Origin of the sequence: Micromonospora sp. URMC 105, assembly GCF_051386295.1 — a bacterium.
GTDB lineage: Bacteria > Actinomycetota > Actinomycetes > Mycobacteriales > Micromonosporaceae > Micromonospora.
The window spans coordinates 58,345-71,156 of sequence record NZ_JBPQTL010000014.1 but is presented as its reverse complement, the minus strand read 5'-3'; the positions used below and the strand labels follow the sequence as shown (position 1 = coordinate 71,156).

Sequence of the window (12,812 nt, the reverse complement as noted above, 5' to 3'; positions counted from 1 at the left end):
AGTGATTTCGTGCTCTTTGACCGATTGACGTCCCGTTTCGGCATCGCGTGGCTGACCGCCGCGTTCGGCGTACCGGCGCTGCTCGCGCTCGCGCTGCTGGTCAACTCGGCGCTGCACCACGACGGAACGCCCACGCCGAGCCGCGCCCTGCCGGCCGGCCCCACCGCCGAACCCACGATCGAGCCGACGCCCGAGGAAACGGTGCCCGCCGCGGCGCCCGCCCCGGCCGGCCTCCGGGTGGTCGACTACGACCCGGCGCCCGCCGGCTTCCCGGCCGACCCGCGCCCGCACGACACCACGCCGCTCACCGAAGGGCTGACGCCGACGAGACGGATCGCCGCCTACGACGCCCCGGGCGGGCGCCCGCTGGCCCTGCTCGCCCCGACCATCAGCGGCGTCGAGGTGACGATGCCGGTGGTGCAGCGCCGGACGGGCTGGACGGCGGTGCTGCTGCCCTCGGCGAACCGGCGGATCGCCTGGCTGCCGAAGGGCGGCTGGAGCGCCGTCGTGCTGCGCGACCAGATCGTGGTGGAACGCCGGGCGCACCGGCTGACCTGGTACCGGCACGGCCAGGCCGTCAAGTCCTGGCCGGTCAGCCTCGGCATGCCGGGCCAGGCCACCCCGCTCGGCCGGACCTTCATCCTCGGCCGCACCCCACCGCCCGAGGCGGTGTACGGCGGCGTCGACATCTTCGCCCTCGGCGCGATCCCCGACGACCCCGACGCGGTGCCGGCGGGCCTGCGGGGCGCGCACATCGGCCTGCACAGCTGGCACAACGACGACACGCTCGGCCAGGACGTCACCAACGGCTGCATCCGGCTGACCCGCAGCGCCCAACGGCAACTGCTCGCCGAGGTGCCCTCCGGTACACCGCTGGTGGTGGTCGACGCGCTGCCCGTCCCACCGCCCACCGCCTGACCACCCACGGGCGCAACCCGCGGCGCTCGGGGCGTGACCCGTGATCGCCCCCGTTTGCACGATGTCGGGGTGTCGGGCAGCCGGGACCCCCCGACACGCCGCAAACGGGGGCCGATCACGGAGGAGCGGGGAGATGTCGGCCTCGCCGGTTCCGGGGGCGTCTGGCGGGTATGCCGCCGGGTCCGCACACACCGGCAGCCGGGGAGGTACGCCGATGGGCACCGCGCCGACCGGACGGGTCGACACGATCGTGTTGATCCACGGTCTCTGGATGACGTCGCGCAGTTGGGAACACTGGACGCGGCGCTACCAGTCCCTCGGGTTCCGCGTGCTCACCCCCGCCTGGCCCGGGATGGAGGCGGAGGTGCAGGCGTTGCGCGACGATCCCGCCCCGATCGCCGGGCTGACCCTGGGCCAGGTCGTCGACCATTACGCGGCGCTGGTGCGGGAGCTGCCGAATCCGCCGCTGATCATGGGGCACTCGTTCGGCGGGCTGGTCGCCCAGGTCCTGCTCGATCGGAAGCTCGGCGCGGCCGGGGTGGCGATCGCCCCGAGCGCGCCCAAGGGTGTGGTCCGGCTGCCGGTGAGCACCCTGCGGTCGGCGTACCCGGTGCTGCGCAGCCCCGGCAACCGGCACAAGGCCGTGCCGATCACCGCCGACGAGTTCCGGTACGCCTTCGGCAACACCCTCACCCGGGAGGAGTCCGACCGGGCCTGGCAGCGGTACGCCGTGCCGGCGGCCGGGCACGTGCTCTTCGAGGGGGCCTTCGCCAACCTCGACCCCCGCTCCGCCGCGCGGGTGGACAACAGCCGGGACGACCGGGCTCCGCTGCTGCTGATCGCCGGCGGCGCGGACCACGTGTCGCCGCCGGCCCTGGTCTCGGCCAACGCCGCGCTCTACCGCAGGTCCCGGGCGGTCACCGACTACCAGGAGTTCCCCGGGCGGTCGCACTTCACCGTCGGCGAGCCGGGCTGGGAGAAGGTCGCCGACCGCGCGCTGGACTGGGCGGTGGAGATGGCCTGCACCCGCTCACTGGCGATCGTCGGCGACGCGCCCCGCTGGTGACCGGGGCATGGGTCGGCGTCGGCGGGGTATGACCGAGGCATGAGGGCGAGCTTCCGGCTTGGCCGGATCGCGGGGGTACCCGTCGGGGTCAACTGGAGCGTCCTGGTCATCTTCCTGCTGATCGCCTGGGGGCTGTCGGCCAACCAGTTCCCCGAGGCGTACCCGGGCCGTTCCACGGCCGCGTACGTGCTGGCCGGGCTGGCCGCCGCGGTGGTCTTCTTCCTCGGGCTGCTCGCCCACGAGGTCTCCCACGCGGTCGTCGCCAAGCGCAACGGGCTCCAGGTCCAGGGGATCACGCTGTGGCTCTTCGGCGGCGTCGCCGAGCTGCGCGGCGAGGCGAAGAACCCGGGGGCGGAGCTACGCATCGCCGGGGTCGGGCCGCTGGTCAGCCTGCTGATCGGGCTCTTCTTCGGCGCCATCGCCGTGGTGCTCGCGCTGGCCGGGCAGACCGGCCTGCTGCTCGGCTCGCTGGCCTGGCTGGCCGGCATCAACGTCCTGCTGGCGATCTTCAACGTGCTGCCGGCCGCGCCGCTGGACGGTGGGCGGCTGCTGCGCGCGGCGGTCTGGAAGGCCACCGGTGACCGGACGAAGGCCTCCGTGGTGGCCGCCCGGGCCGGCTGGGTCCTCGGGGCGCTGCTGATCGGCCTCGGGCTGGTGCAGTTCCTGACCGGCTTCGGGGTGGGCGGGCTCTGGCTGGCGCTGATCGGCTGGTTCCTGATCGGCGCGGCCGGCATGGAGGAACGCCAGGCCCGGATGGGCAGCGCCCTGCACGGGGTCCGGGTCGGCGACGTGATGACGCCGCAGCCGCAGACCGCCTCGGCGGAGATGACGGTGGCCGACTTCGTGGACCACTACCTGTTCGCGTACCGGCACTCGACGCTGCCGCTGACCGAGGACGGCCGGCCGGTCGGCCTGGTCACCCTCGACCGGGTGCGGAGCGTCCCGGCCGACCGGCGGGGCGGCACCACGCTGGCCGAGGTCTCCTGCCGGGCCGAGGAACTGGTGCTCGCCCAGCCGGAGGAGCAGCTCAACGACCTGCTCCCCCGGCTCAGTGAGTGCGCCGACGGCCGCGCGCTGGTGGTCACCGACCAGCGGCTGGTCGGCATCGTCTCGCCCAGCGACATCAGCCGCGCGGTGCAGCGCGGCAGCCTGCGCGACCAGATGGCCGGCAGTCGGCACTAGGCCGCCGGTTCCCCGCCCTGAGTCGGGCAGGGCGGGGTCGCCCCGTACACCCGCAGGACGCTCGCCCGCAGCGCGGCCTCGGCGTCGGCGGCGGACATCCGGCCGGCGGCGACCTCGTTCCCGGCGGTGTGCCCGAGGGCGACGGTGGCCGCGATCAGCCAGGCCGGCGTGACCCCCGGGTCGAACTCCCCGGCGCGCTGCCCGCGCCGGATCAGCCGTTCCAGCCGTTCGAACACCGGCACGTGCAGCTCCGCCGCGTCGGCCTCGGGGACGGTGATCAGCAGCGGGAAGTGCGCGAAGGCCCGCCAGTTGACGTCGAGCAGCCGCAGCAGCGCCTCGGCGGCCGGGCCCTGGTCGAGGTCGGCGGCGTCCAGCGCCGCCACGGTCTGCGCGGTGAGCCGGCGTGCCACGGCGCCGAGCAGCGCGTCCCGGGACGCGAAATGGGCGTAGACGGTCTGCCGCGACACCCCGGCCGCGCTCGCCACCTCGTCCATGCTGGCCTGCGGCCGTTCGCCGAGGATGCGCACCGCCGCGTCGAGGATCGCGGCGACGCTGCGCCGCCCCTCGGCACGCATCCGTCGCGACCGCTCACCGGCATTCATCTCTGACACGCTTGTCAACGCTACACGCGACCCTTAGCCTTTACGGCATCGTCAAGGCTAAGGGGGCGACATGACAGCGCTGCCCGGCAGCGACCTCGCCGGCTACCTCCGGTCCTATGTGCAGGAGATGGCCTTCGGTGAGGAAGAGCCCGGATTCGTGATGGACCGCTACCACACCCCGGAGGTCGTCTGGGTCAACGACGGTCTGCACCTCGACCGGCAACGGCTGATCGACCACGCCCGGCCGGCCCGCCGCACCGTGACCGAGTGCCGGCTCGACATCCACGACACGCTCACCTGCGGTGACCGGGTCGCGGCCCGCTACACCCTGCACGCCGTCGCGCGCGGGCGCCCGGTGGTGAGCGACATCCACCTCTTCGGCCGGCTCGCGTCCGACGGCCGGCTGCGCCGCGTCGACCAGCTCACCCGGACCCTCCCGCCCGGGCAGACGTCGTGACCGTCCGGCTACGACGCCGAGGTCGGCACAGCCCGCTCCACCGGGATCCACAGCTCGGCGTCCACCTGCGTGCCGTCCGCCGAGATCCGGTTCCGGGAGATCTCCGGCCCGGGCCGGCTGCGGTACGCGTTCGACGGGAACCAGTGGGTGAACACGTCGCGCCACAGCTCCTGCACCGCCGCCGGGAACTCGCCGGAGGTCTCGAAGACCGCCCACGTCCCCGCCGGCACGGTCGTCGCATCCAGGTCGGCCGGGGCGTCCGCGCCGGTCACCACCCCGTGCCAGTAGTCCAGTTCGCTGCCCTCCGCCCGGTCGTCGGCCACCTTGTCGCTGACGTTGACGATCCCCGCCGGCTCCTGGTCCGACAGGGCCGCGATCCGGGCGACGGTCTCCTTCGGGATGCCCCGGACGAACTCCACGATCGCCGGGTTCATCCCCTGGTGCACCAGGGGCACCCGGGCCCGCCGGCCCACCAGCCGGAACTCCGGCTTCTCCACGACCCGATAACGCATGCTGCCACTCCCTTCGACGACGAGGCGGAAGGACAACCGCTGCTGCGAACGCAGCGCCGCGCCGGTCCGCCGGGCCTCGCCGGGCCCGACGCCGTGCAGCGCGCGGAACGCCCGGGTGAACGCCTCGGTCGAGCCGTACCCGTAGCGGACCGCGATGTCGAGCAACGTCCGCTCGCCGGCCAGCACCTCGGCCGCCGCCATCGTGAGCCGGCGGCGCCGGACGTACTCGGACAGCGGCATCCCGGCCAGCGCGGAGAACATTCGCCGCAGGTGGTACTCCGACGTGAGCGCGATCCGCGCCAGGTCGGCGACGTCGATCCGCTGGTCGAGGTGCCGCTCGATGTGAGCCATCACCTCGTTCAGTCGCTCCAGCACCCGGTCTCCTTCCCGATGCCCCGACGCTAGGCCGACCGGTGGGCGCCCGACCCGACATCCCGTGCCCGCTCCGGTCGGGTCGCGCGCCGGCTCGGCGCCGACGGGGTCAGCGCGGGAAGTAGCGGTCGAGCAGGTCGGTGCGGAACTTCCCGCTCGGGTCCAGCTCCGCCAGCAGGGCGGCGAAGTCGGCGTACCGGGGAAAGGCGGCGGCGACCGCGGACGGGTCGAGGGTGAACATCTTGCCCCAGTGCGGGCGGGGCGCGAAGGGAGCCAGCCGCTGCTCCACCTCGGCCAGCACCGGCAGCACCGCCGCCGGGTCGGCGACCCAGGTGAAGTGGACGGCCAGGCTGTCGCGCCCCTGGTTGGGGCTGAGCCAGAGGTCGTCGGCGGCCCCCGTACGCAGCTCGCAGACCTGGAGCACGGCGGCGATCCGGTCCCGCATCCCGTCCAGCGCGGCCAGCGCCCCGGCCGCCGCGGCCCGGGGCAGGTGGTACTCGGACTGGAGTTCGTCGCCGCTGCTCGGGGTGAAGCCGAACCGGAAGTGCGGCAGCCGCTCGTGCCACGGGCCGGGCTCGCCGAGCTGGGCGGTGCAGTTCACCGGGTCCAGCCCGGGCACCGGGTGCTGCGGGGCGTCGGCGGCGGTGGTGCCGAGCCAGTCCGCCGGGGGCGGCGGCTGGTCGGCGAGCTGCTTGCGCCAGACCTGGTCGATCGCCGACGACCGCCAGGAGGTGAACCCGCTGACGCTGTACGCCGAGGCGAACGCCGCGTCGAGCCGGTCGACGGGCAGGTCGTGGCGGACGTACTGGCGGATCGTGAAGGCCGGCACCACGTCCAGGGTGACCCGAGTGACCACGCCGAGCGCGCCGAGCGACACCACCATGCCGGCGAACCGGTCGCCGTCGGCCCGGCTCACGGTGAGCAGGTCACCGTCGGCGGTGACCAGTTCCAGCGCGGCCACCGCGGCGGCCAGGTTGCGGTTGCCGTCGCCGGAGCCGTGGGTGCCGGTGGCCACCGAACCGGCCACCGCGATGTGCGGCAGGGAGGCCAGGTTGGCCAGCGCCAGCCCCTCGGCGTGCAGCCGGGCCGCCACGTCCCCGTACCGCAGGGCGGCGGCGACGGTGACCGTGCCGCGCTCCCGGTCCACCTCGACGGTGGGCGGCAGACCGGCCAGCGAGACCAGGTCGCCGGTGGTGTCGCCGAGGGTGTTGAAGGAGTGCCCGGTGCCGACCGCCCGGATCCGCTCGCTGCCGCCCACCAGCCGCCGCAGCTCGTCCAGACTGGACGGCCGGTGGAAGCGGCGGGCGGCGTACGCGACGTTGCCGGCCCAGTTGCGGCGGGGTGGCTGCGTCATGAGGGGTCGCGGCCGGCGGGCTCGTCGGCGAGCGCCACGCCGAGGGCGTCCAGCGCCTCGTCCACCTGCAGCGTGCTGTAACCGCGCAGGTCGACCGGCAGACCGGCCTGCCGGGCCCGGGCGATCTCGGATCCGGCCGCCCGGCGCCGCGCCGGGTCGCCCGAGGCGAGCGCCGCCTGCCCCTGCCGGATCAGCGCGTCGACCAAGTCGACCCGGTAGCCGCGCAGGCCGACGGCGAAGTCGGGGTCGGGGAACGCGCCGGCGTGCAGCGCGCGGGCGTCGAGGAAGCGGTCACCGGCGTACCGGGCCAGCGCCGCCGCGATCTCCGCCGACGACTCCCGGATCCCGGCGAGGTCGAGCAGGACGACCGCCGGACGCTCGTCGAGCGGATGCCGGGCGTCCAGCGGGCCGAGGTCGGTGCCGGTGGCCGGCACGACCAGCAGGCGCGGCGCGGCCGGTACGCCCGAGCGGGGCGCCGGCTGGTCGAGCACCACCGCGGCCAGCTCCGGCCAGCGGATGCTCCGGCGCAGGCCCGGACGCCGGACGGTCAGGCCGTCGGCGTCGACGACGAACCGGAACGGCCGCAGCGCGCCGACGAGCACCACGGCGCCGAGCGCGATCCCGCCGACGGCCACCAGGGTCCGCAGCGGTCCACCGCCGTCACCGACGGTCAGCAGGACCGTCCCGGCCAGGATGCAGATCGCCGGCAGCAGCAGCCGGCCGGTCCTGCGGTGCAGTTCCACGTCGTACCCCCGTCCACGATCACATCGGGATGCATCATCCGGCACGCGTGTCGGCGGCGTCCATGGGAACAATGGGTGGATGAGCAGCTACCGCGACCCGACCCTGCACGGCGACGTCTACCCGTCGGAGGAGGAGATCGACCCGACGGGCGTGGGCCTGGAGCCGGCGAGCGCGCCGACGGCGACGACCCCGGGCCCGACCGGGCCGGTGCCGCCGCCCACGCCCGAGCCGGAGCCCACGCCGCCCACCCCCGGTCCGCCGCCGCGTGCGGCCGGGCCGGGGGCGGTCTCGATCGTCACCCACCACGTGGACGGGTCGACCCAGGTGGTCACCGACCTGGACGGCGACGGCATCGCCGACGTGGTGCAGTTCGACCTGGACGGTGACGGCGTCCCGGACATCACCTACCTGGACAGCGACCGGGACGGCCGGCTGGACACCGTGCTGCGCGAGCCCGGCGGCACGCGGGCGCGCTGACCGGTGTCCCTCGGCGCTCGTCGTCGCCGACGCCGGCGGTGGCGTCGTAGGGGGTGCCGCTCAGAGCTGCGGCATCACCTCGGCGGCGACCAGCTCCAGGTGGTCCAGGTCGATGAGGTCCAGCACCTGGAGGTAGATCCGCTCGCTGCCAGTCTCGGCGTACCGGCCGATCTTGTCGACCAGTTCGGCCGGCGTACCGGCGAGGCCGTTCTCGCGCAGCTCGGCGGGCTCCCGGCCGATCGCCTCGGCCCGGCGGGCGACCTCGGCCTCGTCGCGCCCGCAGCAGAGCACCAGGGCGTTGGACCACCGCATGGTGGCCGGGTCCCGGCCGATCTCGGCGCAGGCCGCGCGGACCCGGGCGATCTGCACCCTCGTGTCGTCGACGGAGGCGAAGGGCAGGTTGAACTCGTCGGCGTAGCGGGCGGCCAGCCGCGGGGTGCGCTTCGGCCCCATGCCGCCGAGCAGGATCGGCGGGCGCGGCTGCTGCACCGGCTTGGGCAGCGCCGGCGAGTCGGTGACCGGGTAGTACGTCCCCGGGAAGTCGAAGGACTTGCCGGCCGGGGTCTCCCACAGCCCGGTGATGACCGCCAACTGCTCCTCCAGCCGGGCGAACCGCTCCCCCAGGACCGGGAACGGGATGCCGTACGCGGTGTGCTCCTCGGCGTACCAGCCGGCGCCGATGCCCAGCTCGACCCGGCCACCGCTCATCTGGTCGACCTGCGCGACGGTGATGGCGAGCGGGCCGGGCAGCCGGAAGGTGGCCGCGGTCATCAGCGTGCCGAGCCGGATGCGGGTGGTGTCGCGGGCCAGGCCGGCCAGCGTGGTCCAGGCGTCGGTCGGGCCGGGGTCCCCGCTCACCGAGCCCATCTTCAGGTAGTGGTCGGAACGGAAGAAGGCGCCGTACCCGGCGTCCTCCGCCGCGCGGGCCACGGCGAGCAACTGGTCGTAGCCGGCGCCCTGCTGGGGTTCGGTGAAGATCCGCAGTTCCATGTCCCGAGCATATGGAGCGGGCGGCGCCGTCGCCCCCCGTACCCGGGACGGCAGGCCCGCCCGGCGGCGCTGGAGCGCCGTCTCGACAAGGAGTCAGCATGCACCGCGACTCGTACCGCCCCGGCCCACCGGTCGACATCGCCGCCGAGCCCGCCGGCGACCGGTGGACCCTGCGCTTCGTCCGCGAGCTGCGGCACGCGCCGGAGACGGTGTGGGCGGCACTGACCGACCCCGCCCGGCTGCGTGAGTGGGCGCCGTTCCTGGCCGACCGCGACCTCGGCGCCCCGGGCGCCGCGACGCTCACCCTGGTCGACGGCGACACGGCCGTGGCGCACCCCGCGACGGTACGCCGGGCCGAACCGCCCCACCGGGTCCGACGCCGGCCGCCGCCCCTCAGACGTACGGTCTGGTCGCGTACGCCGCCCGCAGCGCCGCCAGCCCGTCGCTGCGCGGGGCGAGGGAGCCCCAGCTGGAGTTGAAGTAGTTCGTCCGGACGATCCGCGGGCCCCGCTCGGCGTTGAGCTGGGCGACGGCCGGCGGCACGGTGGCGATCCAGGCCGCCTGGTCGGGGATCTCGGCGGCCCGCACCCCCCACTCGGCGATGATCACGGGTCGGGAGAGCGCCACCGGCCCGAGGTCGGCCACGGCCCAGTCCTTGGTGCGGCGGAACCGGGCGAGCGCGGTGTGGCTCGGGTCGGTGGCGTAGGCGTTCCACTGCAGGAAGTCGAGCTTCGCCATCAACGCCTCCGGGTGGGTGCGCCGGAAGCAGGCCCGGTCGAAGCCGCCGGAGCCGACCGAGAAGGTGGTGCCGGCGGGCGGCGTGCGGGCCCGGAACCAGTTCACGATGTAGGTCATCGCCTGCACCGCGCGGGCGTCGGACTCCGCCCAGCCGTACGACACCCCGGACTCGGTGGTGCCGAACTCGTGGTCGGTGTCCAGTTCGGAGGCGAGCTGGATGTTCACCCCGAAGCCCATCGTCCGGTACTGCGACAGCGCCCGGGCGAAGAGCCCGTCGCAGAGCCCGGCGAGCACCTGGCCGTACCCGTACGCCCTCGGCCAGCTCGTCCCGGGCCGCTGCTGGATGGTCATCGCGGGCGCCGGGACGGTGTAGCTGACGCCGTCCACGGTGAAGGTCTGCGCCGCCGTGGTGGCCACGCCGTAGTGCTTCAGCTCCAGCACCATGTTGATCGCGAACCCGCTGCGGCCCAGGCTGAGCAGCCAGGGCTTGTTGTAGCCGGGGAACGTGAACCCGTCGGCAAAGCTGCGGTACTGGGTCAGCGAGCGGAAGTTGCCGCCGGCCATGTCGGCCGTCGGGTCGGCGTTGCCGGCGAGGTAGTAGCCACCCAGGACCGGCGGGGCGAGGGCGTAGTCGGCGGTGGCGGTGGCGGTGCGCCCGCCGTTGTCGCGGACGGTCACGGTGACCCGGGGCATCACGCCACCGCCCGGTAGACGGCGACCGACCCGTTGTCCGACACCCTGGTCCAGGCACGCCCGGAGTCGTCGGTGACGGTGAGGGTGAGCGGGTCGATGACGGCGGTGACCCGCACCGGGGCGCTGCTGTTGCCCTGGGCGTCGGTCACCACGACGGTGACGGTGAGGGGCCTGGTGTCCGAGTCGCCGTAGGTGACCGTGAGGGTCATCTGGTCGCCGGGGGAATAGGTCGCGGCGTTCAAGCTCGCGGTGACGGTGGGAGCGGCCATGTCCGCCCCCTCCTCTCTTGCTCGTACGCCCGGCTCTCGCCGGTGCGCCCGGTCGAGGCGCGCGGGGCTGCCGCCGGTCGGGCGGAGCGACGCCGACGGCGACGACCGGAGGTGGTGACGTCCTTGTCCGAGCTGACCCCGGCCCCGGCGCCCGGGCGGGGTCGACCGGGACGCGGCGTGGCCGTGGGCGCGGTCGGACCGGCGGGCCGTGTCCGCCGCGGCGGCCGGGCCGGACCCGGCGATGGCGGCGTCCGGCAGCGACCGTGCTGTCGCCGCCGGGCCGGAGGGATGGGATGTGGCCCGCCACCCGCAACCCCTCCACCTGCATAAACAATGCGTCGGAAGGGGGTACGGCGTCCTGTCGGCTATCCGTCGACGGGGGTGGCCGCCCGGGCGATTGCGCCCGGAGCGGAGGCGTGCGGGTGCCGGCTCAGTCGAGGTGGTCGGCGGGCGAGGTCTGCAGCAGCCAGGCCAGTGGCATCCTCGCCCGCTCCTCGTACCCGCCCTGCCCGGTGAGCCGGTGCAGGGTGACGGTCTGCCCGCCGTCGCGGTCCACCACCCAGTACTGCGGAATACCCGCCCTGGCGTACTCCCGGACCTTCGTCACGGAGTCCATGGCCTCCGAACCGGGCGAGACGATCTCGACGACCAGGGCGACGTCGGCCACCGCCGACCAGACCCCGCGGGGCGGGGGCTTGCGCCACACGGTCAGGTCGGGGATCCGCCCGCCGTCGCCGTCCGGCCCGGGAATGCGCACCCCGGCCGCCTGGAGCACCTGCTCGGCAGGCCACCCAGCCATGATCAGCCAGGCGAAGAGGCGGCTGGCGATCATCGCGTGTTCCGAGTCGGGCGGCGGCATGACCGACAGGACCCCCTCGGGGCTCGTCTCGTAGCGATGACCGTTGGGGTCGGCGGCGTTCATCGCCGCGACGTCGTCGAGCGTGACGACGGCGGGCATGTGCATGCCGACGGCCTCAGCGCTCATGAGCCCCATCCTAGGCGATCGGAGACGCCGGCCCGGTCAGCGCGCCGCCGCCCCGACTCTCAGCCGCGCCGGCGCCCGAGCAGGTGCGCGACCGTGCTCACCACCGTCGTCCCGAGCCCCGTGCCGACCAGCACCAGCCCCGCCCCCACCGCCCAGAGCCCGCTGTCGTCGGTCGAGGCCGCGTGCACGGTCCAGGCGGCGGTGAAGGCGACGGTCAGCACCGGGGCGACCAGCCACGGACGGAGCCGCCAGCCGGCGACGGCGGTGATCAGGGCGAGGGTGAGCACGCAACCGGCCACCTGCCACGCCTGGTACGGCCCGCTGACCGCACCGGTCTCGGGGTCGGTGGTGTAGCCGGTGTCCCATCCCAGCCAGGCCCCCCAGGTGGCGACGGCCGCCACGGCGAGCACCAGGGCGGCGACGAGGGCCCGCGTCATGCTGTTCACCACCCGATCCTCGCGCTCCCGGGCCGGCTGCGGATGAGCATCCGTACTCACGACGGCCGGGCCGGCGCGATCCCCCGGACGGCCCAGGCGCGGGCGGTGAGCCGGATCGACCCGTCCGGTTCGGTCGGCACCCGAGCGCGCAGCAGCTCGCGCAGCTCGGCCTGGTCCGGCTCGGCGAGGGAGCTGACGTAGCCGGGCGCGGACCCCTGCCCGCCGAGGAACGGCGTCCAGTAGTCGGCGAAGCCGGCGAAGACCGTGGGCACCTCGACGGGGCGCACGGAGACGTCGCGCAGACCGGCGTCGGCCCAGAGCGCGCGCAACGGCTCGGGCCGGCACATCGCGTAGCGGCGGCCCTCGTCCAGCTCCCTCGCCGCCGGGTCGCGCGCCGCCGCCGCGTCCCAGAAGTACCGCATCATCGTCATGCCGTCGGCGTAGTCCCAGACGTAGGCGGCGGCCACGCCCCCCGGGGAGAGGACGCGGGCGAACTCGGCCACGGCGCGCGCCGGATCGGGTACGAAGTTCAGTGCCAGGCCGCTGACGACCACGTCGACGGCGGCGTCGGGCAGCGGCAGCGCGCGGGCGTCGCCGACGTGGAAGACCACGCGCGGGTCGGCGACCCGGGTGCGGGCGTGCGCCACGAAGCCCTCGGAGGGGTCGACGCCGTCCACCCGGGCCGGGTCGGTGCGGGCCAGCACCGTCGAGGTCAGCGCGCCGGTGCCGCAGCCCACGTCCAGCCAGCGCAGACCGGGCGGCTGGTCCAGCCCGGCCAGGAACTCGGTCGCCACGAGGCGGCTCCACCGGCCCACGTACGCCTCGTAGGCCGCACCGTCGGCCCATACCTCGTGCGCCATGCCGACACCCTACGGCCGACGGGCCGGCACGCTCCACAGCGGACGGGCGAGATGCGGGCGAATGCCCACGAGCTTCCGCTTGTCATTATCGAACTTTTGCATCTATGAACGAAAGATATAGCCGCGCTGATAGAAGTTTGTTAATGTTGCCGCGCA

General features: G+C 74.6%; 16 protein-coding genes. 6 read left to right on the top strand and 10 right to left on the bottom strand.

Annotation, left to right across the window (positions count from 1 at the left end; translation table 11 throughout):
* Positions 1–9: 9 nt before the first annotated feature.
* From ACSNN7_RS07625 to ACSNN7_RS07615, 3 genes are all read left to right on the top strand, one after another.
* Complete coding sequence (locus ACSNN7_RS07625) at positions 10–918, top strand: L,D-transpeptidase (protein ID WP_436679945.1); 909 nt, start codon at positions 10–12, stop codon at positions 916–918.
* Positions 919–1,132: 214 nt separating this feature from the next.
* Positions 1,133–1,984 (top strand): alpha/beta hydrolase, encoded by an 852-nt coding sequence (locus ACSNN7_RS07620; RefSeq protein ID WP_436679944.1) that lies wholly within the window; start codon positions 1,133–1,135, stop codon positions 1,982–1,984.
* Between the two features lie 39 nt (positions 1,985–2,023).
* Complete coding sequence (locus tag ACSNN7_RS07615; RefSeq protein ID WP_436679943.1) at positions 2,024–3,166, top strand: site-2 protease family protein; 1,143 nt, start codon at positions 2,024–2,026, stop codon at positions 3,164–3,166.
* On the opposite strand, the gene ACSNN7_RS07610 is transcribed toward ACSNN7_RS07615, so the two are convergent.
* A complete protein-coding gene (locus tag ACSNN7_RS07610; protein WP_436679961.1) occupies positions 3,163–3,768 on the bottom strand; it encodes a TetR/AcrR family transcriptional regulator in 606 nt (201 codons plus the stop codon). The two genes, ACSNN7_RS07615 and ACSNN7_RS07610, sit on opposite strands and share 4 nt — an antisense overlap.
* Positions 3,769–3,838: 70 nt before the next feature.
* Here ACSNN7_RS07610 and ACSNN7_RS07605 point away from each other — a divergent pair, with 70 nt between their 5' ends.
* The gene (locus tag ACSNN7_RS07605; protein WP_436679942.1) at positions 3,839–4,225 is read left to right on the top strand and encodes a nuclear transport factor 2 family protein; all 387 of its coding nucleotides are present in this window, start codon (positions 3,839–3,841) and stop codon (positions 4,223–4,225) included.
* 8 nt (positions 4,226–4,233) lie between these two features.
* On the opposite strand, the gene ACSNN7_RS07600 is transcribed toward ACSNN7_RS07605, so the two are convergent.
* The 3 genes from ACSNN7_RS07600 to ACSNN7_RS07590 form a co-directional block, all read right to left on the bottom strand.
* Complete coding sequence (locus tag ACSNN7_RS07600) at positions 4,234–5,112, bottom strand: AraC family transcriptional regulator (RefSeq protein ID WP_436679941.1); 879 nt, start codon at positions 5,110–5,112, stop codon at positions 4,234–4,236.
* Between the two features lie 106 nt (positions 5,113–5,218).
* The gene (locus tag ACSNN7_RS07595; protein ID WP_436679940.1) at positions 5,219–6,463 is read right to left on the bottom strand and encodes a D-arabinono-1,4-lactone oxidase; all 1,245 of its coding nucleotides are present in this window, start codon (positions 6,461–6,463) and stop codon (positions 5,219–5,221) included.
* Positions 6,460–7,206, bottom strand: coding sequence for a hypothetical protein (locus ACSNN7_RS07590; RefSeq protein WP_436679939.1), 747 nt, complete (start codon positions 7,204–7,206; stop codon positions 6,460–6,462). The genes ACSNN7_RS07595 and ACSNN7_RS07590 overlap by 4 nt, the downstream gene beginning before the upstream one ends.
* A gap of 79 nt (positions 7,207–7,285) precedes the next feature.
* Here ACSNN7_RS07590 and ACSNN7_RS07585 point away from each other — a divergent pair, with 79 nt between their 5' ends.
* Positions 7,286–7,684 (top strand): hypothetical protein, encoded by a 399-nt coding sequence (locus tag ACSNN7_RS07585; protein ID WP_436679938.1) that lies wholly within the window; start codon positions 7,286–7,288, stop codon positions 7,682–7,684.
* A gap of 60 nt (positions 7,685–7,744) precedes the next feature.
* Here ACSNN7_RS07585 and ACSNN7_RS07580 read toward each other — a convergent pair whose 3' ends face one another.
* Complete coding sequence (locus tag ACSNN7_RS07580) at positions 7,745–8,674, bottom strand: LLM class F420-dependent oxidoreductase (RefSeq protein ID WP_436679937.1); 930 nt, start codon at positions 8,672–8,674, stop codon at positions 7,745–7,747.
* Between the two features lie 98 nt (positions 8,675–8,772).
* Here ACSNN7_RS07580 and ACSNN7_RS07575 point away from each other — a divergent pair, with 98 nt between their 5' ends.
* Entirely contained in the window at positions 8,773–9,153 is a 381-nt protein-coding gene (locus ACSNN7_RS07575) for an SRPBCC domain-containing protein (RefSeq protein WP_436679935.1), read from the top strand.
* Here the strand turns inward: ACSNN7_RS07575 and ACSNN7_RS07570 are convergent.
* The 5 genes from ACSNN7_RS07570 to ACSNN7_RS07550 all read right to left on the bottom strand — a co-directional run bounded on the left by ACSNN7_RS07570 (position 9,068) and on the right by ACSNN7_RS07550 (position 12,656).
* Positions 9,068–10,105, bottom strand: coding sequence for a hypothetical protein (locus ACSNN7_RS07570; RefSeq protein ID WP_436679934.1), 1,038 nt, complete (start codon positions 10,103–10,105; stop codon positions 9,068–9,070). The genes ACSNN7_RS07575 and ACSNN7_RS07570 overlap by 86 nt on opposite strands.
* Entirely contained in the window at positions 10,105–10,374 is a 270-nt protein-coding gene (locus tag ACSNN7_RS07565; protein WP_436679932.1) for a hypothetical protein, read from the bottom strand. The genes ACSNN7_RS07570 and ACSNN7_RS07565 overlap by 1 nt, the downstream gene beginning before the upstream one ends.
* Positions 10,375–10,804: 430 nt before the next feature.
* A complete protein-coding gene (locus tag ACSNN7_RS07560; protein WP_436679931.1) occupies positions 10,805–11,359 on the bottom strand; it encodes a Uma2 family endonuclease in 555 nt (184 codons plus the stop codon).
* Between the two features lie 59 nt (positions 11,360–11,418).
* A complete protein-coding gene (locus ACSNN7_RS07555; RefSeq protein WP_436679960.1) occupies positions 11,419–11,796 on the bottom strand; it encodes a hypothetical protein in 378 nt (125 codons plus the stop codon).
* Positions 11,797–11,852: 56 nt separating this feature from the next.
* Positions 11,853–12,656 carry a class I SAM-dependent methyltransferase gene (locus ACSNN7_RS07550; RefSeq protein WP_436679930.1) on the bottom strand — a complete coding sequence of 268 codons (804 nt, stop codon included), beginning with the start codon at positions 12,654–12,656 and terminating at the stop codon, positions 11,853–11,855.
* Positions 12,657–12,812 lie beyond the last annotated feature (156 nt).